Below are 22,610 nucleotides of genomic sequence, written 5' to 3' on the forward strand. Positions count from 1 at the left end.
ATCGTGAAAGGTGCGGATTTTTTTAGGTTTACGATACTAAAAAGCGGTTTTACTTGATAAGATGCAGACCGTCGTCTGCAATTTTTATGAGGCCTTGCTTGTAAAGTCCCCCGATCGCTTTTTTAAAGATTTTTTTACTGATCTGTAAACGGCTGTATATATCTTCGGGTGAACTGCTGTCGGATAGATTCAAGAAACCGTTGTCTTTTTTTAGCAGATCCAGAATCTGCTGACCCACTGGTTCTACCGTTTCAAAGCCGGTCTTTTGTAAACTGATATCCAGCTTATTTTCATCGCGGATCTTTTTTACATAACCTTTCAGGGTATCACCCACTTTGAGTTCTCTGAACACTTCGTTGCCATAGATGAGTCCGTTATGATACTGATTGACAATAGCGTTGTAGCCAAGGTCCGTCTTCCGGAATATCAGCAGATCGACCTCATCGCCCTCTTTTACCAGCAGCCGGTCGTTTTCAAGATACCGGTCTACCTTGGTGGAAGCGAGCAAGCGTGAACTTTTCTGATCAAGATAGAGAAATACCACGTGCCATTCTCCCACCTGCATGGGCGTACTTTGCTCCCGGAACGGCACAAACAGATCTTTGATCAGTCCCCAATCCATGAAGGCACCATGTTCGGTTACATCGGTTACTTCAAGGTAAGCAAATTCGTTCCTTATTATTTTAGGTGTTTCCGTAGTGGCTACCGGGCGATCTTCCGAATCCAGATAAACGAAAACCTTTATGGTGTCGTCAATCTGCATCTCGTCGGTGAGGTATTGGTTTGGTAAAAGCACTTCCTCACCTTCAACATCACTCAAAAACATGCCGACACTTGTGAGGCGTTGAATGGTCAGGTAGTTGTATTTTCCGATAAAAAGCATGTTTCTTTCATGTGGTTGGCCACAAAGGTACTATTATCGCAAGAATATTTTCATTGTAAATATTTGTGGTATCAAGCCCAAAGCATGGTGAGCAGACCCAGCACCATGATGATCTTGCACAGGTTGCTCAAATGCCGGAAGTCTTTACGGGTATCCGAAAGCATAAGTTTATACATCAACCAGAATATAGGGGCTAAAAGCAGAATAAAAAGGTAAATCAATGTGAGATTACGCAAAGTGCTGGCCATGATGAACAAGGTTACCACAAAAAGGGCTATCCAGAGATAAAGAAACGTTTTAGTTCGCCGGATTCCCCAGATAATGGGTAATGTTCTACATCCATGTGCAGCGTCACCCTTAATGTCTTCCATGTCCTTTACGATTTCCCTGATCATAGTAATAAAAAAGGAAAACACTGCGTAAATGAGCACCAAATGCCTGTTTGCAGGATAAATTACCGTAAGGATGAGCAGTGTCATTCCGGTAAGTAATGCTACAATGAGGTTTCCAATAAACGGAAGCCGCTTGTAACGTTCGGAATAGAACCAAAGCAGGGTGATGGAAAATACATTGATCAGAAATATCCAGTGGTTAACAAAAAATCCCATCACGGCACCCATTACATTCAGCACCTGATGGGCACCCATGGCCCATCTTCGTTTTAGATATCTTCCAACAACGACCCTTTCCGGCTTATTGACAATATCAATTTTAATATCAAAATAATCGTTGATGATGTAGCCGGCAGCTGCGATACACACGGTGGATAGAGAAAGAATGAACATATCCGGACTGGCCAGGATCTGTTTCCATTCCTGCCGGGGGCCAATCAGAAGTATACGGGTGAAATATTGGGTTATGACTACAATAATCAGATTGGTCATCCTTACCAGACGAACGCTACCCCTTAAAAACTCTTTCAATTTCACTCTGGGATGGGTAGACACGTTTGTCGGAATCTAAATAAGATGAAAGGTTATTCGACAAAATTATTCATTTTATGCCACTTATTTAAGTATTAAAATCTTTCTGGCTCACTTTGGGATAAAAAAAATGCATTTTGTGTTAGTCATAAAAGCCGGGCTACATTTTAGGAATATTAGCCGCTAATGATCGAACTATCACCAGAATTTAAGAAAGCGATTGATATGAAAATTGGAATTGTATGTTACCCAACCTTCGGGGGAAGTGGTGTGGTAGCTACGGAACTTGGTAAGGCGCTGGCAAAATCGGGCCACCAGATTCATTTTATTACCTACTCACAACCACAACGACTCGATTTTTTTAATGAGAATCTGTATTATCACGAAGTAAACATACCAGCGTACCCCCTGTTTCAATATGCGCCTTATGAGTCGGCTTTGTCGAGTCACATGGTACAAGTGGTGCAAAGCGCAAAACTGGATCTGCTTCATGTGCATTACGCCATCCCTCATGCGTCATCGGCCTATCTTGCCAAGCAAATTCTGGCTCAAAAGGGCATTCACATTCCCGTCATCACCACCTTGCACGGAACCGATATCACGTTGGTGGGGAAGGATGAATCGTATGAACCGGTTGTAACGTTTAGCATCAATCAGTCTGATGGCATTACGGCGGTATCGGAGTCTCTGAAACGGGATACATACAGCCATTTCAATATTACAAAAGACATAGAGGTTATTCCCAATTTCATTGATCTGGAGCGGTTCAACAGACAAAAGAAGGAGCATTTTAAGCTTGCCATTTGTCCTAACAACGAAAAGCTCATCGTACATACTTCCAACTTCCGGAAAGTGAAACGCATCGATGACGTGATCATGATTTTCCACCAGTTGCGCATGTTGCTTCCTTCCAAGCTGCTGCTCGTGGGCGATGGTCCTGATCGCGTACGTATCGAGCGATTGTGTAAAGATCTGGATATGCTGTCGGACGTGCGCTTTCTTGGGAAGTTAGATGCCATTGAAGAAGTGCTCTCTGTCGCCGATTTATTCCTGATGCCTTCCGAATCCGAGAGCTTTGGCCTTGCTGCTTTGGAGGCGTTGGCCTGTGAGGTCCCGCTGATTACCTCTAACGCTGGTGGTTTACCGGAGTTGAATATTCCCGGAGTTACAGGGTTTTTGAGCGATGTAGGTGATGTGGATGATATGGTAAAAAACGCTCATTACATTTTACAGGATGAGAACCTGCCTACATTTAAGGCAAATGCTCTTGCACGGGCAAAGGAATTTGATGTCGCCAAAATCCTGCCCCATTACGAAGCTTATTACGAGGAGGTGATTGAGAATAGTAAGGCTACGATTTGATCAGGTTCCTTTCGGTTAAGAATAGAATAACGTCCTTGCCATTGGTAAAACAATTAATCCATTCTTAGGCAGGAATCAATCATTCGTCAGGTTTTTAGTATATTCGTGTGTTATTTTTGCAAAATTCGCGTTCATTAAGAAATGAATCTATTTGATGATGCAAGGCACCCGGTGTCTGTTTGGCATCAGTGACCTTTAATAAAGAAACAGATGAAATACCTATTTAACGGCCTGATTATACTGATCATGTTGATTGCTTTTGTACCGGTTTTCAGACGGTTCGTTTTTCACTTATTGGTTGGGAGGCAGATTGTAAAGGAGCAAAAACGACAATACCAGGCGCAGCAGCAAAAAGCCAAATCGGGGATCAGGGTGGACCATATTCCTAATGATGGTAATGGAAGTAAATTTAAGGGTGGCGAGTACGTTGACTATGAAGATGTGAAGTAACTGCCACTTTGTTTATATGTGAGGCTAATACGAAAAAAAGCCGGATGTCATGCGACATCCGGCTTTTTTTCGTGTATCTATCTTAAATGATGCTTTTTACTCTGGATCTGTTTCCGTTGGTTTTCTTTTTTAACGTGATAATACCTTCAGAAAAAAGTACACAAAGAAAAAGTATTGATGCGATGAAGAATGGAAAAGTAAGGGAAATCATAAAATAAAGGAAAAGTAAAAACTAAGTATTGGTGTTCAGACGTATAAGTTACCACAAGGTCACAGACAAATACTGGATTTATAACGTTTAAACTGTCTGTTTTCGTTCACTAAATATGAAATTGATTGTTTCTATGATTTTATCGTATTCTGTATGAGGGTTTTATGGTTGTAAAATAATCTTTAATTTATCTGGTCCAAAGAGGTGAAAATGAAATTATTCTAAGAATAAAAAAAGCCTGGCAGAGGAATAGCCAGGCTTTTTTACCAATAATTGCAGAAGGTTTCAATTTCTACCGACTCAAATACAAATTCCTCTCTCCATAAATTTTCTGAAAGAAGTCGTCCTGAAGATCATCAATAAAGTAAATCGCTTCACCAGTGGACTTCATTTCAGGGCCCAGCTCTTTATTCACATTCGGAAACTTGCTGAATGAGAAGACCGGTATTTTTATAGCCCAGCCCTTTTTCACCGGTTTGAAGTCAAAGTCACTCACCTTGTTCACACCCAGCATTAGTTTGGTAGCATAATTGACGTAAGGTTCCTGATACGCCTTACAAATAAACGGAACTGTCCTTGATGCACGTGGATTGGCCTCGATCACGTAAACTATGCCATTTTTTACAGCAAATTGAACATTGATCAGTCCTTTCACATTCATCGCCAAAGCAATCTTACGTGTATGCTCCTCGATCTGCCGGATCTCATCCTCTGTCAGGTCGAATGGAGGTAGGGCTGCATGTGAGTCACCGGAGTGAATACCCGCGGGTTCTATATGCTCCATTACCCCGATGATGTAAGCATCTTCACCGTCACAGATTGCATCTGCTTCGGCTTCAAGTGCCCCTTCCAGGAAATGATCCAGAAGGATATTATTGTCTGGAATGTCGTGCAGGATTTTTACAACGTGCTGTTCCAGTTCCTTTTCGTTGATAACGATTTTCATATTTTGTCCGCCCAGCACGTAGCTCGGACGTACAAGAAGCGGGAAGCCCAGCGTACGTGATAGCTCTACTGCAGCATCTGAGGTACGTACGGTTCCAAATTGGGGGAAAGGAATGCCAAGCTCTTCAAGGAGCGAAGAGAAACGCCCGCGATCTTCTGCCCAGTCCAGTGAAAGGTAGCTGGTACCGATGATCTTGATTCCATACTTGTCCAACTTTTCAGCCATTTTCAGGGCCGTCTGTCCTCCCAGCTGAACAATCACCCCTTCGGGTTTCTCGTGTTCGATGATGTCGAATACATGCTCCCAGAAAACCGGCTCAAAGTAAAGCTTATCGGCTATGTCGGGGTCGGTTGAAACAGTTTCCGGGTTACAGTTGATCATGATGGTTTCATAACCAGCCTCTTTGGCCGCCAGTACACCATGCACACAGGAGTAATCAAACTCAATACCCTGTCCGATGCGGTTAGGGCCCGAGCCAAGAACAATTACCTTCTTTTTATCACTTACAATGGATTCGTTGTCAGGTGTTTCCTGCGAGGAGTTGAAAGTGGAGTAGTAATACGGTGTCTTTGCTTCAAATTCAGCGGCGCAGGTATCCACACATTTGTAGACACGTTTGATACCCATATCTTTCCGCTTATCGTAAACTTTACTTTCTTTGGTGCTCAGCAAGTGGGCAATCTGCCGATCGGCATATCCTTTTTGCTTTGCCGTGAGAAGCAACTCTTTCGGAAGTGATTCCAGATCAAATTTTTCTATTTCGTGTTCCAGCTCAATCAGCTCTTCAATCTGACGTAGAAACCATGCGTCGATTTTGGTAAGACTTTGGATGGTCTTAAAAGAAAGTCCTATTTTAAAAGCATCGTATATGTGGAACAACCGATCCCAGCTTGGATGTTGCAGGCTGTATTTGATCGCTTCCTGATCGCGCAGCTCGCGTCCGTCGGCGCCGAGTCCATTGCGGCGGATTTCCAGAGACTGACACGCCTTCTGTAACGCCTCCTGGAAATTGCGACCGATTCCCATGGCTTCACCGACCGACTTCATTTGCAAGCCCAGCGAACGATCAGCGCCTTTAAACTTGTCAAAGTTCCAGCGTGGCACCTTTACAATGACATAGTCTATCGATGGCTCAAAAAAGGCGGATGTGCTGCCGGTGATCGGGTTGATGAGCTCATCCAGGTTATATCCAATAGCCATTTTGGCAGCTATTTTGGCAATCGGGTAACCGGTCGCCTTGGAAGCCAGGGCAGATGACCTCGATACCCGCGGGTTAATTTCTATGGCAATGATTTGATCATCAGCAGGATTTACAGAGAATTGTACGTTGCAGCCGCCGGCAAACTTTCCAATACCGTCCATCATTTTGATAGCCAGGTCACGCATTTGCTGATAAAGTGTATCGGGCAAAGTCATGGCGGGCGCCACGGTAATACTATCGCCGGTATGCACGCCCATCGGGTCGAAATTTTCTATCGAACAAATGATGATAAAGTTGCCATTCCCATCACGCAATAGCTCAAGCTCGTACTCCTTCCAGCCCGTCACACTCTGCTCCACCAGTACCTCATGGGTAGGGGAGGCGTGCAATCCATTGGTGAGTGCTTTATCGAAATCTTCTTCTCGTTCTACAAAGCCGCCACCTGTTCCTCCAAGGGTGAATGAAGGCCGGATCACCAGCGGGAACCCAATTTCCTGGGCTATTTCCTTCCCTTCCAAAAATGATCTCGCCGTGCGTCCTTTGCAGACATTCACATTAAGCTCCAGCATTTTAAGCCTGAACTTCTCACGGTCTTCGGTTGTTTCGATCGCTTTGATGTCCACACCGATGATATCTACATCATATTTTTTCCAAATTCCAGCTTTATCACAATCAATTGCCAGGTTAAGGGCGGTTTGCCCACCCATAGTTGGCAGCACGGCGTCTATGGGCCTACCCAGCGCTTTGTGCTTTTCCAGAATTTCGACAATGTACTTTTTCTCCAGAGGAAGGAGATATACGTGATCGGCACTGATCGGGTCGGTCATAATGGTTGCCGGATTAGAGTTGATCAGGACAACTTCTATTCCTTCTTCCCTTAGTGAACGGGCAGCCTGAGAGCCGGCATAGTCGAACTCACACGCCTGACCAATGATGATTGGACCTGAACCGATAATTAGAATGGACTTGATATTCGGATTTTTGGGCACAGTAAATGGTAATTTGTAGAAATTGGGAAATAACGTTTAATAACTTTCGAAGGCACCTGAGGTGATTTCAACAGGGGGGCGTCCAAAAATTCCACAAAGTTAATTCACATATCGGAAAAAGTATGCCAAACGATTAAAAAAAGTCAAATGGTCGGGTATTAAACTTCAAATTGTGATATTTATGGTTCGGACGCTTCTTAACAAAGTTGATGATGTTCTAAACCTGCATGTATTTAATTGTATAAACCCAAACTGATGTCAGCCCAGCACAAATTTCAGGTCGATGTTGATGAAAAATTCCGAATCGGGTCGGACACCTACTTTACCAGTATACTGGATGGAAGCTCTTATGGCGTCGCTTTTGAAGACGATTTGGCGACGGGCTATTTTTATGCCTTCCGTGTGGATGTGGAAGGGGTAATCCTCGATGCCCTTCATATATATAATGTTAAAGATGTCATCTTTAAGGACGAGTTGTCCAGATTAAACGTCATGTGGACTGAAAACGGGGCGATTGCTGCCTTGTTAATCAATGATTACTGCCATGCGATATTTGACTTTGAAGAATGTCTTGGTTATTGCAGGAATGGTTTTCCCGAAAATGTAGGTGTGTGGCAGCAGCACCAGTCGAGAACACTTACCGATGGATTAATACAGTCTATTTTTAATTAAAACGGGAACAACAGTTACTGTAATGGTACGATTGAGGGGGCAGAAATATCGAAATCCCTTAATCGCAGGGGCACATTCCCTTCTGCTGCAACACGCCAGGGGGCTTGATTGCCAGGGATGTTGGGGTAATAGCCCAATCTTAGTTGTAGGGTATTGAAGGTTAAGCTCTCATTCCGAAGCCGGAATCCAAATCCGTAGCCCTGGAATACCGGACCGGACCAGATGGATCTGGGGTTGCTGTTGACCAAACCAAGATCTGCAAATACAAAATAGGCAATACGGAAACCCAGTAAACTTTTATCGGAGAAAAAAACCGTTTCTGTTCCCAGGGTGAATCGTTTTGTGCCAATCAACTGATCACTGGTGATACCCCGGATCCCCTGTTCCCGGCTGATATTCAGATAGTCTACCGGATCCCGATGAATCCCGTGGGTGTATTTGAAAGTTACAAACTGCCTGAAAAAGCTATACCGAAAAGGAATCAGATTGCTGATGTAGTTTGCCTGCCCACTCAGCACACCTTGCTGTGCCTGTCTGTTTTTGATATAACTTCCGGCATTCATCAGTAAGTACATGTATCCCAGATTGTGCGGCAGGTATTTGCCGACAGCATATCGCAATCCTGCATAACCCCGTTGTCCAAATTCTGTGTGTTCCTGACCGATTGTAAGCGCAAACAGATTTCCCACCGGAACGTCCTCGGTACGGCCAAAGCCATAAATCAAAACGTCCCGTTTGTAGTTGCGATTGGAATAACCCAGGCTAACCATGAGTGCGCTCTTGTTCCAGTAAATCTTGTTGGAGTCGGGCGTTACTACCGGACGGTCCCTAAAATCGTAGCGGTTGTATCTTACAGCAGTAACCAGGCGAGAGTTTTCACTCAGGATCGTGTTTTTGAAAGGGAACTTAAATGAACGCCCGAGCCATATGTCGTAATAATTATACTCAATTTCAAAGCTGGGCAATGGAGCATAGGTACTGTCGATGTATCTTTTGTACTGCCACAATTTAGTGTGTCCGGCTTCCGCCGATCCGGCGTATTTGGTTTCCGTCGTCAGAAACGGTCTGGAAAAGCGAAAAGACTGCTCTTTGATATCCCGTTCAAGAATAAAACTGGCCTGTCCGGTAATGAATGTTTTTCCAATATAGGGAATGGTATAAACAGTTCGAAACTGAAATTTTTGGGCGTTGTTTTTGTCCCAGCGTATCCGGGTGAGCTGAGAGTGAGTGGTTCCATTTACGTTAACATTCTCAAGCCCGATATTAAACCGGTTGAAGGAACTGAAGCCCCCAGAAAAGTTTAAAGACCATGAATCCTGGACCAATACAATGATATCGGCCTGCCAGGTGACGTCCGTTCGTGGGACTACAAGAATACGGGCATCCACAATGGTTTTGTTGATCCGTAGCAAACGTTCATTGTCCTTGAACACCTGCGCCTTTATTTCGTCGCCTTCTGTAAAGAGCAAAAATGACTTTCGGATGATGCGTTCTCTGGTGTTGGTATGCAGATTTTTGCTCAGAAAACGCTCAAACTGGTTTCCTTTTCGCGTTGTATCGTATACCGATTCCCCTAAGATATCCAGCTGACGGACGATGATCTTCCGAATGACCATTCCCTCGTAAGGTGTAAATGGGTTGGTTTCGATTTCTTTAACTTCCGTAACTTTACCCTGATTGTAAACGTCCCGAAAAAGAAGCCGGTAAACTGCCCGGGAAAGTTTGGTCTTGGACATCCGAATTTTGAGATTCGTATATCGAATGCTATCCCTGTTGATCGTGCCGTTTCTAAGACTATCGGGCCGCTGTGCCGATGCCGTAGTGACGATGAACAGAAGAATGAAAAATAATTTGTACATGAGTACGATTGGCACAAAATATTAAGTGTTATGTAAACGTACGAATGTCAAATACAATGAGATCGCCTTAAGATAATAAATGTTAATAGCTGCCAACCGCTGATCAACTATCTGTTTGCTTGCAATATAGCTTCAATAACCTTAGGCCCATCTGCTGGCGAAGGAGCGTTTTTTGCAAAAAACTTACCGTTGGGTCGTATAATAGAAAATGTTCCGGCATCCATTGGATTGAGCTTGAAGAGCAGATCCATAGTCTGATTGCTATTGAGCATCATGTGCACCCCCTGAAGCCTATGCTGATAAACATATTTTTTCCAGAGATCTTTGGATGCATCCAGTTCATCGGAGAAAGTTGAGTGCAGAAATAAAAATTCTACGTTGTCCGGTAGCTGGGCACGAAGTGTAGGGATGTAATTGAGCAAATCCCGGCTCTTTTCATCGGCCATGTTCCATTTTATCAGGTAAATGGTTTTACCTACATATTTGTTCAGAACCCCATTCAGCCAGCTGACGCCGTTGTCATTGGACGCCGAAAACCAGTATCCCGGCATGATTTCCCTGGGAGCTGTGACGATATCTTTAAAGGCAATCAGCTTATTTACTTCGGCGCTGTCTTTTACTTCCAACTTTACGAGCTCGTTGAGTGATTCACGAAACTCAGGTGTGTTTATCTGTGTCTGAAGATGGCTGTTTAATAATACAACCTGTTTTGCATTGAATTTATAGAAGTTTTTGGCAAGATAATGCGCCCTTAGAAAATCGACGGCCGTTTTTTCGAAAATCTCGCTGTAGGTTCTCACGGACCTTTCGTAATCAAAAAGCAGGTTGAGTGTCAATTCGTTTTTTGCATACATTTTGCTCAAAAAGTCCAGATCGCCTCTCGCCGCTACACCATTTTCCCTCACCTGAATTACGCGATCCCTGTCTTCCGGGGACATGTTTGAGACATTGTTGAGAATAAGGGTCGCCATCAGTTTCGCAGGCAGTGATCTCGTTTTGGCAGGATTCTGGAAATTTAATTCGTCCGCTTTTCTTTCGGCATAGGTGCTGAACCGGCTGGCCATGGTGACTCTTTGAGACGTTAACGGCGATTTTGATAGTCTGCCCAAGCTGTCCATCAAGGTGGCTAGGGGGATTTCGTTGTTGAGGGCAAATTCAAACATATTTTGAAGGTTTTCGTCATCAGCGAGGGACTTTATCCAGAAATCCATAGCGGCATCGGGTACGTTTTTGCTCAAGGTGGTGGCAAGAGCAGCCTTACGAAGGTCCGATCGGGCTCTGGTTGCTTTCAACGCGCCGGATATGTCTTTTTCCCAAAAGGTGTCATAAAATTTTGCACCCAGGGCCGGGTTGTTTTTGAACAGCAGGTTTTCGTTGTTCAGATAATCGTAATACAGATTGTTGGCCGTGGCATTTACGCCTGAGAAATAAAAGAGCCTTTTTGCAGTTTTCAGAGAATCTCCGTCAAAAGTAATTTCAACTGTTCCAGGTGAGCCAAGAAAGGTGGTAAATGCCAATCCGCTGTAATCCAGATAGATCTCTTCTTGACCGTAGATGAGCGGAAGGGAAGTTCTGAAACTGCCATCGGCTTCCAGGCCAACTTGCTTGCTTAGCTCCGATTGAGGCTGGAATATGTTGTTTCGGGAGAATGTGATCGTAGGTGCCTGGCGATACAAGCGCCCGCTCAAATTTAAAATTCTTCCTTTTATGATGAGTGAATCCGTAGCAGCGATGGAGACCGACGACAGGGTAACAGCCAGAAGTAAACAGATTATAAAGCGCATTTTGTTACATTTTGAATAGAAAACTACCACGAAAAATACTTACCCTTTCACAAGCAAGCAAATTTGTTCAAACATTTCATTCACAAATACAATGGATATATTCAATCAGAGACCTTATATCAGGAACGGTCATTGTTGGGAATATCGTTCTCGTATTTTACATGAATACCATGATAACGCTCCTGCGCCACATAATCTTTCCTTAGCGGGTGACCTTCCCAATCTTCAGGCAATAAAATTCTTCTCAGATCCGGATGATCTTTGAAATTGATTCCCAGCAGATCAAAAGCTTCCCGCTCGTGCCAATCCGCTGTCCGCCAGATGTGACTTACTGTGGGCACAGAAGGTAATGGCTGCTCATCGGTGTTTCGGGGAAACACAATTTTGAGCGTCAGATCGTGCTGATAAGGCAGGCTGGTAAGATTGTATATCAGCTCCATCGTGGCCAGTCCGGGACCATTATCAATGGCAGTAATACAGGCCAGGAAATCAAAGTAGAAGCGAGCGTCCTGGTGCAGGAACTGGCATATATCTGCAAGCAAATCTGCCGGAATTACGATAATAGGCTGCGGTCCTGTCTCAATGGAATCGATCTGAGCCTCGCCAAATTGAAGCTGTATGGCTGTTTTAATTTCGTGAAAGGTCATTTTGGGAGAAGTGAGATGTGAGAAGTGAGATGTGAGAAGTGAGATGTGACCGGGCCGCCGGGCGGATGTAAAGTGGGCGTGTTGGCCCATTTTTTTGCCGACGTTTTGCCAGTTAACTTTTGTATCTCACCGATTTAAACTTTGCTTTTTTCAAATTTTTCTTCCATTTCTAAAAACAACTCTGGTGCGAGCGGGTGTTCACCTCGAATTTTCTCCTGTAATTTCATAAAGCCGCCTATCAGTGCTTCAGGGCGGGGCGGGCATCCGGGAACATACACGTCCACGGGTATAATCCGGTCTACGCCTTTCACAACGTGGTAACCGTGGTCCCAATAAGGTCCACCACAATTAGAGCAACTGCCCATGGAAATGACATACCTGGGTTCGGGCATTTGTTCATATAAACGCCGGATCCGGTCGGCCATTTTGAAAGTGACCGTTCCCGCCACGATCATGACATCGGACTGCCGGGGGGAAGGGCGCGGAAATATGCCGAAGCGTTCCAGGTCATAGTTGGAGGCATAGGCAGCCATCATTTCAATCGCACAGCAGGCCAGTCCAAAGCCCATGGGCCATAATGACGACAGCCGTGCCCAGTTCATCAGGTCCTCTGCATTGGTGAGGATAATACCTCCATCTCCGGTCTTTATTCTTTCACTCATTGCGTTTTCTAAAGGTCATTCAGGCACTATTTTTGTATGGTGCCAGTCTTAGTTTTACAAGATACGAATGATAATAATTCAATCCGTTTAAAATTTTATCCGTGTTCTTCGTTATAAGTGCAACAGTTTAGCGTGAGCAAAAGTATACTTAAACAGGGACAATTGAATCTGTGGATAAGAATGAGACGAAAATTAAGAATTAACCGGGGCCGCTGGCGACAATTAAGAATTAAGAATTAACCGGGGTCGTAAGGGGGCAATTAAGAATGAGGATGGTGGCGAAGATGGTCAGGTGTATGGGCCAATGGAATAAGAAGTAGTTTTACCAATTTAAAGTTAAAATTCAGTACCTATGAAAAGAAATTTTTTTCCTGTCCTCATCTCGTCTGTTTTTTTTGCGGGCGCCGCATTGGCCCAGACTGATTCATCCAGTGTTAAAAACCCGGTAAAAAGGAAAGTAACTACTGGTATGGCCGTTTATGCGGAGATTGGCGTGCTGGCCAATAGTACCATGACAGATATGCGTAAGGAGCTGAAAACACAGTCGGTGGATCCATTCTCTTCTTTCATGTCATCAATAGTTCTGGCGCATCGTGCGGAGTCCAGCAAGTGGATGATGGAGCATCGGCTCATTTTATCGGGCTCCGGAAAATACGATGAAGACAAGGTGGATTTCAAAAGGGCCAATTTGTGGGGAGCTGGTATAGGGCTGACCGGTGGTCCCAAAATAGTGAATACACCCAAGCTGAATGTTTACATTCCGATCGGGGTGGATCTGATGTATTACCGTATGCTAATCAAAAGTAACCCAGCCGCAAGCCTGAACAAGCTCATTAATAATCCGGGTACTTATCAGCCTGTAAAGATCAATACCAAAACGATCAATGTGAATGCAGGACTAGGTCTGGATTACAAAACAGGCTGGTTTACCAAACATTATGATTCATTTTACCTGAGTACCCGTGTCGCATATCATTTACCGGTAGCAACGAGCGGACAGTGGCGGGGCGACAACGTACAGGTCAATGATTTAACCTCGTTTAAGCCTAATCAACTGTATGTAAGTGTTGGTATTGTAGCGTCTATGAAACACAGAGCAGGAATGTGGGGCGGGATGCGTTGAGTGCAGGATGAATAGCTTGTGTAAGAGCCCTTGGTTTACGGACTGAGGGCTTTTTTTTGTTCTTTCTCTTTTTGTAAGAGATTTCGAACCTGATTTTCTAATATGGCTATATACGTGTCTGTATCAGAGGGAGTTAGTTTATGGGCTTCGGGTTGATCCATAGCAACACTTGCCTTATTTTCATGGCTACGAACCAGTTCATCTACGGTAGTGCCAAATATCTCCGCGAATTTTATTAACTGGGATATGGTGGGTTCTCTTTTTCCTCTTTCAATATCGGAGTAGTTGGGTTGCGACATCTCGCAAAGAATAGCCATGTAGGCCTGAGTATATCTTTTCTCCTCGCGTTTGTTAAGTAGATTGCTGCCAATAATTTTCGCAAATGGGGAAATTACTTTCATATGATATGACAATAGTGTGCCGATGAAGATGCTGCAAAATCTTACAATTTTTACTTAAAAACAAAAGGATTCGGGAGTAATAAGTTAAGCTTATTACTTTATCGGTATTACTTATGATTTTATAAGTATTTTGTTTGGCGAGAAAAGGGGTTGTGGGGCACATTTGCAGCACACTTCGAGGTTAGGCACAAAGCACAACGGGAGGGTGGAACAAACTGAATTTTTAATCATGAAAAACATTTATCAGTCAATGCCGATCCTGGGCATTGCACTTTCGTGCACTATTTTCTTTGGGTGCGATAAACCCCTTGGCTCCGAAGATTCCGATGTGGCATCTGTCAGTAAAGCAATGGAAAAGATTGAAACAGCTTATTATGAGGGGGGCGACAAGGTTGAAAGCGTCGAGAACTATGATAAGGCTGAAACAGGTTCCAGTTTCAATACTATTGCGAAGTCTATGAAATTATCGGAGGAGCAGTACATCAAATTCAACAGCAGATATAAATCTGCTCGAGATATCTCAGGTGGATATGATGTGGGAGTTATTCCAACTAATCAAGGATGTCCGTTGAATTCAGAATTGGTAAAAATATATTTGGACAACGATGATGGAAATAGTAAGACTAGTGAATCAGGCAGTTGGAATAGTTCGTGGCAGGTGTTGGGCAATGCCAAAAACACACATATGTATTTTTGCAAAGCGGACGGCAGGTTATTTAGTAATTCTGGAGGGACGTTTTCAGTTTTAAAATTAGGATGGAACAAGCCGGATAATGTACAGAGTCTAACCAATCTTTTCATTGATTGCGAAGATACAGGTGGGCAGTCGAAGTTTGAGCCAGGATTCAGTGATGGTGCGCCCAACTATTTCTCAAATCAAAATCTTATGTCTTATTGGTATGTATTCAACAACTACAACAGCACAAATGCGTTTCCTGATCTGGGAATGCAGTACGGTGTTTTAGGTACACCTGCCAACGAAATCTCCTCGTCGATTTTCTATACCGATGATGAGGATAACGCAAATGGCAACTGGATACAATCAACTGAGGTTGTGGGTGGAGGTAGTACCGGTACGGGCTCTCAGATTGGTGCTGTGGGAATGTACTTCGAAATGGGGCAGTCGGCAGCACCGTATTTTTTCGGGGCGCAATTTATGGGGAATTGGGGTGGATATAGTGCTCAGGGCACAAAGTTCAGGCTGGCACGAGTCAAATAGGTAAGTGTCAGGGAAGCCGGATTAACCTAATCCGGCCTTCTCTAATCCTGCTCCATGTGTGTCAATGTATAGAATAATTTAAAATTTCAGTAAGAGAAATATACCTTTTATGATAAAATTATTACTTTGGGTTTTTGCTGTTACTTGTTTTTCCTGTTCCATTAAAAACGGATCGGAACAGGAGGTGTTGGCCACCTTTGATGGAGATCCAATAGTATTTCATGACGTTGACGCCCTAATTCAACCTGAATTATACGAGTCGTTATTCAATACCTACTATGCACGCAAGTTGATGGCCGAAGATTTGATTAAAGAAAAGTTACTTTTGAATGAGGCTAATAAGCAGAAAATTTCCAAGGACTCCCTGGTGCAGCAAATTATTGTAGGTTCCTCAATATCTTTATCGCAATATGTCATACAGAATAATTTGGATCAAGGCATTCCAGATAGTGCCTTCCCTGGACGATTAATTCCGACTGACGATGCTGAAGGAAAAAAGAAACTGAGCAAACTTTACCGAGAATTCTGTGTGGAGAGATTTGTGACTCTTGAAAAGGGCAAGCACAAAATTCAAGTTTTCCTTAAACCTCCATTGACTCCCAAAATTGATTTGTCTGAGATCCAGTTTCATAAGTTAAATTCGGTTAATAGTAACAATGTGATCTGGGTATTTTCAGACTTTAACTGCGCTCGCTGCAAGGCATTTTTTTCAACACTTGTCTCTTTGAAGAGTAGATTTGGGAATTCAATCGAATTCAGGTACACTTCCCTAACAGATTTTCCAACTGAATCCACGCAATTGGCAGAGTTTGCCGGAGTCAATGGTAAATTCTGGGAAGCTTGTTCGGCCATTTTTCGGAACGGAGATTTACGCAACTCTGACGTTCCAAGAATTCTTGAAACCCTTCAACTGGACTCAGAGAACTTCATGTGCTACGTAGCCAACCAGCAGAATGGCGAAATACATAAAAAGAACTACGAGAAACTACTTGCTCTTAATAGATTCCAGGTTACGCCTACCATTGTAATAAACGATAGAATATATTACGGTGACCTTTCGTTTTCTCGACTATCAGAGTATATAAAGAACAGCATAAATGAAGCTCATTAACGAATATTTTTCTGGACTGTTGGTTTTCTTCACATCACCCATAATGTATGGGTGTATTTCTGAGGTGAGTTTGGTGTTACCTCACAATAATAGGAAGGTGGTTATTGAAGGATTGCTTACAGATGAAGTCTATGATAAAGCTTTCCAAGAGAGCCACCTTCGCGAATCGGAAGGGAATTATGTGAGATTGAGCTATTCAGATCCTGTTAATTTTGATGACCCTTTGGCTATATATCCCGGTACCTCAAATTATACTAGGGACCAGTCAAGTCCCATAAGGAACGCTTTGGTTTGGATCTCCGACGACCTTGGGCAAATAGATACACTGGTAGCAGATTCGGCTCAAAATGAGCCATTTATAGGATATTACACCCCTCGGAAACTGATATGCGGCGCCGGGCGAACCTACATTTTGAATGTTCGTATTGAAAATGATCTTTACTGGGCAACGGCTTACATGCCTAAGGTTCCGATTATCGACTCTGTTACTTCGGTATATGTAAAAAAGCCCATTGAGAAATTTTCTGGTTATTTGCCTGTGATATACTTTCGAGATAATCCATCTACGGTTGATTACTTTATGCCCAAAGTGGTGGTTGTCCCTTCCTACACCGATGCTGAAACACCTTCGTTTCCTCACTTTAACAGCGGGATTGGAGGAAGGATTTGGAATTACAATACGTTAAGTGATACTTTTTTGCCCGAATATGTTAGCGGTTTGACCCTTAAATTAGGGACAACCTCCTCTTCCTATTTTACTTCATCACTGGAGCTGGGACAAACTTATGACGCATGTTTGTTTTCATTAACCAAAGAGGCTTTCGATTATTATTCAACTTTAATCGGTCAGTTTGAAAGTGATGGCGGAGCATATAAGCCAACGCCTGCATCTGCCCCCACAAACATCAAAGGAGGAGCTTTAGGGTTTTTTAATGCTTCGTCAGCGTCAGTTAAGCGATTTAAAGTGGAATGAAATTTAGATACCAGTTTACCAACATTCGTCATCAATTGCATCATTTACAGTTCTGTCATTATAATTGAAGGATCATCAACAAATGCTTCATGCCTAAATTTCCTGCGTTAATCTTGTTTTTACTCCTTTTGGGTTTCAAAGGATGGTCGCAAACCTTTACTATCACAGGTGTGGTTCAGGATAGTGCATCTGCTGAAAGCCTTCCCCGTGCGTCTTTGCAAGTTGAGGGTACTCGTTATGTTACCCAGGCGAATGCGTATGGTCAATTTTCAATGCGTTTGCCGAAAGGAGATTATTCGCTTGCGATTTCTTTCGTTGGTTACAATACCCAAACTGTTTCGATACACATAAATTCAAACAGAAACATCGTGCTGTTGCTTTCGCCGTCAGTAATGAAACTGGATGAGGTTGAGGTGCGGGCCGCCTCAGTTGTATCCGACTTAGTTCCGGGCCGTCACAAGTTGAGTATGGAACAGATATTGAAGCAGCCTGCTTTTGCCGGAGAGGCGGACGTGTTAAAATCGCTTCAGTTTTTACCCGGGGTGAAGTCACCTAGTGAGGCCACTACGAATATTGCTGTCCGAGGTGGCTCTTATGACCAGACTTTAATTCTTCTGGATGGCGCTCCGGTTTATAATTCAGCACATGCACTGGGTTTCTTTTCTACTTTTAATGCCGACGCGGTTAAAGATGTAGAGCTTTACAAAGGACTGATGCCGGTCCGGTACGGCAACCGGCTATCTTCAGTTGTGGATATACGCATGCGGGAAGGAAATGTGAATAAATACCAGGCCAAGCTCGGCGTTGGCCTCATCGCAAGCAGGCTGACAATTGAAGGACCTATTCAAAAAGGCGTGAGTTCTTTTATTGTTTCAGGCCGGTACAGTTATGCCGGCAATGTACTTAATGGCCTAGGCAAAGTTGCTCAGGCTGTTGGCTTGTATGCAGCTAATGATTTCGTAGGAGGTAACAAGGTGAACTTTTATGATTTTAATGCGAAAATGAATTTTAAGGATAAATCAGGCCGAAACCGTTTATATGTCTCGGGATACAGCGGTCATGATAAGTTCAATTATTACATTCTGCAGGCGGCTACCCTCATGGATTGGGGTAACCAGACAGGTTCTTTTCAATGGAATAGGTTTGTAAACGATCGGTTATCGATGGTAACAAGTGGCACATATAGCCACTATGGTTACCATTATCAGGTCGTTAACGACAGCAGGAGGTTCGATTGGAATGCGGGTCAGCATGAAGTTAATCTTAAAACGGAATTCGACTACGCGGTTTCACCGGCATACTCAATTAATTTTGGAGCACACCTGATGCGAAATAATAATCAGCCTGGACGTATTGAACCGCTTAGTGAGACGGCGGTTGTAAAGCCGTACCGCCTTGATACGAAGCGCTCGGTGATCCAGGCTGTTTTTATCGAAAATCTCTATAATCCAACAAGATTTTTAAAGATCTCGGCGGGTTTCCGGCAAAGTTTTTTTGCCTTAATGGGGCCAGTCACAGCATATGAATATTTATCCACGGATAGGCTTGTTGTAAGTGATTCAACGGTTTATGGTAAACTGCAATTTGCGAAGACTTATTCGGCCCTTGAACCCAGGGTGGGCTTGACATTGCTTTTGTCAGAAAAGAGTTCGTTTAAGGCCAGTTGGAACAGGACGGTGCAGTATACCCATTTGCTTACCAATTCATCTGTTGGATTACCCACGGATATTTGGGTGCCGTCCAGTAATAACACCAAACCGCAAAATGCTAGACAGGCTACATTGGGATTTTATCAGTCAACCACCAACAATCGTTACAGTTTTACCTTGGAGGGCTACTATAAAAAAATGAAGAACGTGATCGATTTTGTTGATAACGCCGATCTTTTTGTGAACAAAAACATTGAGACACAAATACTCACCGGTACAGGACTAGCTTATGGATTGGAGTCAATGATCGCCAAACAAGCCGGACGATTCAAATACCAGATCAGTTATACCTGGTCAAAAACTTCCAGAAAAATTGCCGGAATTAATAACGATAACCCATATCCAACCAGAGACGACCGTCGACACGCTTTGGCGATCACCAGTTTGTGCACCTTTCCCAAAAAAAGAACAGAATTTTCCGCCAACTTTGTTATGAACAGCGGGGCGCCGATCACAATGCCTACCAATACTTTTTACTATCAGGGAGCGCTGTTTTATGAGTACGATGGCAGGAATCAATACAGGCTTCCAATTTATCATCGTCTGGATATATCACTAATTGTTCACAAGAAACCGAAGGGGAGCAGGGAGGGGTCATGGATATTCAGTATCCACAACGTGTATGATCGGAAAAATGTATTTTCTGCTGTTAGTCGGACTGAGGATTGGGCCAACTTTCAGTTATATAGTGTGGTAGGTCTTGCCCCCTTCGGAATTGTGCCTTCCATCACCTACAACCTTGCATTTAAGTAAAGAAAACCATTACTTCCCATACCGCTCATTCACCTTCCGATACAAATCCGCAGGCACATGTGATTTTACTTCCGGTATCTGTGGAGCGGGCCTTACCCAGTCCAGGTACCCTTTGGCCCAGGCGTAAGCAAGTCCCAAAATGAGGATGCCAACAAAAACGGTCATTTCCGCGAAGGCAAACCACCCCCATTGGCCATTGGTTTGTTCCATCAGTTCTTCACTGCCAAATACGATAGACCAGGGAAATAAAAATAAAAGCTCTACTTCGAACAAAACGAAAATAAGTGCAACTACATAGAAACGTACGTTGAACTGGATGTTGGCATTGCCCAGCGGATCTTCCCCGGATTCGTACGTGGTGAGTTTTTCTTCGTTGGGCCGATGTGGCCGGAGAAAACGGGCAATGGTAAGCATGAGCCCCATCAGGCCCAGTCCAGCGATGACAAAAAGTAAAATGTATCCAAAATCGGTGAGCATAGCCTCAAAGCATGTTTTTGCAAAGCTAAGAAAATTTGAGGCAGGGCGGCTGGTAGTTATTAATAAAAGAAAACCGGAGAAGTGCCCGGTTTCTGGATTACATAACGCTTAGTAAAATAGTTCGGATACTGAGCCCAATAACGAGTACACCCACAATGAGCATTAATGGTTTTCGTTTGATTTTTCCTACGATAAGCGCTCCAAAAGGCGCAGCAATAACACCCCCCACGATAAGTCCCAAAACAACCTGCCAGCTGTTGACACCGTGAAAAATAAGGAAAGTGACGCCACTGGCAAAGGTAATCGCAAACTCAGCTGCGTTAACCGAGCCAATGGTGTAACGCGGGTCACGGCCTTGCCCAAGAAGAGTGGAAGTCACAATAGGCCCCCAGCCGCCACCGCCAATGGAGTCGAGAAAGCCACCTGATGCAGCCAGTAGTCCTATGTTCTTGGTTTTATTCTTGATCAAATTCTTTTGAATTGCCTTTCTGATAATAATGATACCGAGCACCAGCATGTAAAAAGCAATAAACGGCTTGATGAAATCACCATCAATAACATCAGAAAGTAGATAGGCACCAGTGATAGCACCCAGCACTCCCGGAATAAGCAGGCTTTTAAAGAGTTTTTTGTTGATATTTTTAAACCGGAAATGCGAAATGGCTGATGCGCCGGTTGTGAACATTTCGGCCACGTGTACGCTGGCGCTGCTTACTGCGGGGGTCACACCAAGGCTAAGCAAAAAGGATGTACAGGTTACTCCGTATGCCATGCCAAGGGCGCCATCTACCAGCTGCGCACCAAGTCCTACCAGCAGATAAAGGGCAAAGTCGCTCGTTAGGAAGGTTTGAACGGTATCTTCGGAAACAGAAAGCGTACCGTTAAAAGTCAAAAAGCCAATAGCTGTGATTACTGAAACGGCAGCAATAAGGTACCAGGCAGAGGGCAGTTTGAGAGCGAGTACTTTGGCAAGCATTATTTATTGGTTTTGATAGCTTCGGAAACGAATCTACAAAACTACTAAAACTATTTAATCTACCAAAGTTATAGAGTAATTTAAGGTGTTGGACAATTAAATGAGACCTGATATTTATAGTAGCGATAAAGTCATTACCCGCTGTTAGGGTAAATACAGCGAGTGAACTCAACCAATTTAGCTAAATTCATTGAGTTAACTCAATGAATTAACGAATATCTGTTATTTATCCTCCTTCATCCAATAACTCCGCCCTGCAAAATGATTTTTATTCAGCAGTTGAGAAGCCATTAAACTTCTTACACCGCTCCGGCAATAAAAAACCACCGTTTTATCAGCCGGCATGGTGGTCAGCTTCCCGGGCAGATCGGGTAACGGGATGTTGACACCACCGATGAAATCTTCTTCAAACTCATATTCTTCCCTTACATCCACCAAAAAGATGTGATCAGGATCGGACTCTATACGTTTCTCAAAATCAGAAAATAATAGCTGTTGGGGATCAGCATCCTGATGCTGTTTTTGTGGCAGAATGTGCCCGGCGTGGTTTAAGCTGGAATCAAAATTTCTGCTGAAACGGAAAATATTGGTTTGGTTCGTTAACGTATTTATAATCAATAATTGACCCGACAGTATTTCCCCTATTTCGCAAATTACTTTGATAGCCTCGTTGGCCATGTAGCTGCCTATAATGCCGGGCAAAATTCCCATGACCCCAGCCACTTCGCAATTATCACCTTCTTCTGCATCCGGAAAAAGGCAACGATAAGTGGGGCCTCCCCTGTAATTGAATACCGAAACCTGACCTTCAAAACGTAGTATTGAACCGAAAATCAGCGGTTTGTTCAAGGCAACGCAATGGTCATTGGCAATGTAGCGGGTAGGGAAATTGTCGGATCCGTCGATAACCAGATCAAAACCGGAGATCATTTCGGATGCATTGTTTTCATCCAACCTGACCGGAAATGGTATCAGGTTTACCAATGGGTTCATCGCGGATAACTTACTGACAGCGGTGACTGCTTTTTGCTGACCCACATCTGCGTTCGAATACAGGATCTGTCGATGCAGATTGGTTAGGTCCACCGTATCATCATCGACAATGCCGATCGTACCTACACCCGCGGCCGTCAAATACTGCAGCACCGGGCAACCCAGGCCGCCGGCACCAATGACGAGCACTTTCGATGCCTTAAGCTTTTCCTGCCCTGCCAGCCCCATTTCGGGAAGGGTTATCTGTCGTATGTATCGTTTTCGTTCCTGTGATTCCATTTGTTTA

General features: G+C 43.7%; 19 protein-coding genes. 8 read left to right on the forward strand and 11 right to left on the reverse strand.

The genetic code is table 11. From position 1 onward, the window contains the following. Positions 1 to 49: 49 nt before the first annotated feature. Complete coding sequence (locus DYADSP32_RS00605) at positions 50 to 883, reverse strand: S1-like domain-containing RNA-binding protein (RefSeq protein WP_149244511.1); 834 nt, start codon at positions 881 to 883, stop codon at positions 50 to 52. 71 nt (positions 884 to 954) lie between these two features. Beyond that, on the reverse strand, positions 955 to 1,830 hold the full coding sequence (locus DYADSP32_RS00610; protein ID WP_414617398.1) for a geranylgeranylglycerol-phosphate geranylgeranyltransferase: 876 nt from the start codon (positions 1,828 to 1,830) through the stop codon (positions 955 to 957). Positions 1,831 to 2,031: 201 nt separating this feature from the next. Here DYADSP32_RS00610 and bshA point away from each other — a divergent pair, with 201 nt between their 5' ends. Next, positions 2,032 to 3,168, forward strand: a complete 1,137-nt coding sequence (gene bshA / locus DYADSP32_RS00615; protein WP_149244509.1) for an N-acetyl-alpha-D-glucosaminyl L-malate synthase BshA — start codon at positions 2,032 to 2,034, stop codon at positions 3,166 to 3,168. A gap of 210 nt (positions 3,169 to 3,378) precedes the next feature. Then, positions 3,379 to 3,618 (forward strand): DUF4834 domain-containing protein, encoded by a 240-nt coding sequence (locus DYADSP32_RS00620; protein WP_149244508.1) that lies wholly within the window; start codon positions 3,379 to 3,381, stop codon positions 3,616 to 3,618. A gap of 503 nt (positions 3,619 to 4,121) precedes the next feature. Here the strand turns inward: DYADSP32_RS00620 and carB are convergent. After that, positions 4,122 to 6,965, reverse strand: a complete 2,844-nt coding sequence (gene carB, locus DYADSP32_RS00625) for a carbamoyl-phosphate synthase large subunit (protein WP_149244507.1) — start codon at positions 6,963 to 6,965, stop codon at positions 4,122 to 4,124. A gap of 255 nt (positions 6,966 to 7,220) precedes the next feature. On the opposite strand from carB, the gene DYADSP32_RS00630 reads away from it, so the two are divergent. Beyond that, on the forward strand, positions 7,221 to 7,637 hold the full coding sequence (locus DYADSP32_RS00630) for a DUF2251 domain-containing protein (RefSeq protein WP_149244506.1): 417 nt from the start codon (positions 7,221 to 7,223) through the stop codon (positions 7,635 to 7,637). Positions 7,638 to 7,651: 14 nt separating this feature from the next. Here DYADSP32_RS00630 and DYADSP32_RS00635 read toward each other — a convergent pair whose 3' ends face one another. From DYADSP32_RS00635 to nuoB, 4 genes are all read right to left on the reverse strand, one after another. After that, entirely contained in the window at positions 7,652 to 9,496 is a 1,845-nt protein-coding gene (locus tag DYADSP32_RS00635; RefSeq protein ID WP_149244505.1) for a hypothetical protein, read from the reverse strand. Positions 9,497 to 9,603: 107 nt separating this feature from the next. Next, positions 9,604 to 11,280: a hypothetical protein gene (locus DYADSP32_RS00640; RefSeq protein ID WP_149244504.1), complete on the reverse strand. Its 1,677-nt coding sequence runs from the start codon at positions 11,278 to 11,280 to the stop codon at positions 9,604 to 9,606. Positions 11,281 to 11,399: 119 nt separating this feature from the next. Then, positions 11,400 to 11,927, reverse strand: coding sequence for an NADH-quinone oxidoreductase subunit C (locus DYADSP32_RS00645; RefSeq protein WP_149244503.1), 528 nt, complete (start codon positions 11,925 to 11,927; stop codon positions 11,400 to 11,402). A 134-nt stretch (positions 11,928 to 12,061) separates the two neighbouring features. After that, a complete protein-coding gene (gene nuoB / locus DYADSP32_RS00650) occupies positions 12,062 to 12,589 on the reverse strand; it encodes an NADH-quinone oxidoreductase subunit NuoB (protein WP_149244502.1) in 528 nt (175 codons plus the stop codon). A gap of 352 nt (positions 12,590 to 12,941) precedes the next feature. Here nuoB and DYADSP32_RS00655 point away from each other — a divergent pair, with 352 nt between their 5' ends. Further along, on the forward strand, positions 12,942 to 13,712 hold the full coding sequence (locus DYADSP32_RS00655; RefSeq protein WP_149244501.1) for a hypothetical protein: 771 nt from the start codon (positions 12,942 to 12,944) through the stop codon (positions 13,710 to 13,712). A 35-nt stretch (positions 13,713 to 13,747) separates the two neighbouring features. On the opposite strand, the gene DYADSP32_RS00660 is transcribed toward DYADSP32_RS00655, so the two are convergent. Continuing rightward, complete coding sequence (locus DYADSP32_RS00660) at positions 13,748 to 14,113, reverse strand: helix-turn-helix domain-containing protein (RefSeq protein ID WP_149244500.1); 366 nt, start codon at positions 14,111 to 14,113, stop codon at positions 13,748 to 13,750. A gap of 229 nt (positions 14,114 to 14,342) precedes the next feature. Here DYADSP32_RS00660 and DYADSP32_RS00665 point away from each other — a divergent pair, with 229 nt between their 5' ends. The 4 genes from DYADSP32_RS00665 to DYADSP32_RS00680 all read left to right on the forward strand — a co-directional run bounded on the left by DYADSP32_RS00665 (position 14,343) and on the right by DYADSP32_RS00680 (position 19,878). Further along, positions 14,343 to 15,332 (forward strand): hypothetical protein, encoded by a 990-nt coding sequence (locus DYADSP32_RS00665; protein ID WP_149244499.1) that lies wholly within the window; start codon positions 14,343 to 14,345, stop codon positions 15,330 to 15,332. Between the two features lie 109 nt (positions 15,333 to 15,441). After that, positions 15,442 to 16,443: a thioredoxin domain-containing protein gene (locus tag DYADSP32_RS00670; RefSeq protein ID WP_149244498.1), complete on the forward strand. Its 1,002-nt coding sequence runs from the start codon at positions 15,442 to 15,444 to the stop codon at positions 16,441 to 16,443. Next, complete coding sequence (locus tag DYADSP32_RS00675) at positions 16,430 to 17,416, forward strand: DUF4249 family protein (RefSeq protein ID WP_149244497.1); 987 nt, start codon at positions 16,430 to 16,432, stop codon at positions 17,414 to 17,416. Before DYADSP32_RS00670 ends, DYADSP32_RS00675 begins: the two co-directional genes overlap by 14 nt. Positions 17,417 to 17,505: 89 nt before the next feature. Further along, a complete protein-coding gene (locus DYADSP32_RS00680) occupies positions 17,506 to 19,878 on the forward strand; it encodes a TonB-dependent receptor (protein WP_149244496.1) in 2,373 nt (790 codons plus the stop codon). 9 nt (positions 19,879 to 19,887) lie between these two features. Here DYADSP32_RS00680 and DYADSP32_RS00685 read toward each other — a convergent pair whose 3' ends face one another. The 3 genes from DYADSP32_RS00685 to moeB all read right to left on the reverse strand — a co-directional run bounded on the left by DYADSP32_RS00685 (position 19,888) and on the right by moeB (position 22,603). Continuing rightward, entirely contained in the window at positions 19,888 to 20,355 is a 468-nt protein-coding gene (locus DYADSP32_RS00685) for an NADH-quinone oxidoreductase subunit A (protein ID WP_149244495.1), read from the reverse strand. Between the two features lie 97 nt (positions 20,356 to 20,452). Next, complete coding sequence (locus DYADSP32_RS00690) at positions 20,453 to 21,331, reverse strand: sulfite exporter TauE/SafE family protein (protein ID WP_149244494.1); 879 nt, start codon at positions 21,329 to 21,331, stop codon at positions 20,453 to 20,455. Between the two features lie 222 nt (positions 21,332 to 21,553). Then, positions 21,554 to 22,603, reverse strand: a complete 1,050-nt coding sequence (moeB, locus tag DYADSP32_RS00695; protein WP_149244493.1) for a HesA/MoeB/ThiF family protein — start codon at positions 22,601 to 22,603, stop codon at positions 21,554 to 21,556. Between the last annotated feature and the right edge of the window lie 7 nt (positions 22,604 to 22,610).

Origin of the sequence: Dyadobacter sp. 32, assembly GCF_902506755.1 — a bacterium.
Taxonomy (GTDB): Bacteria; Bacteroidota; Bacteroidia; order Cytophagales; family Spirosomataceae; genus Dyadobacter.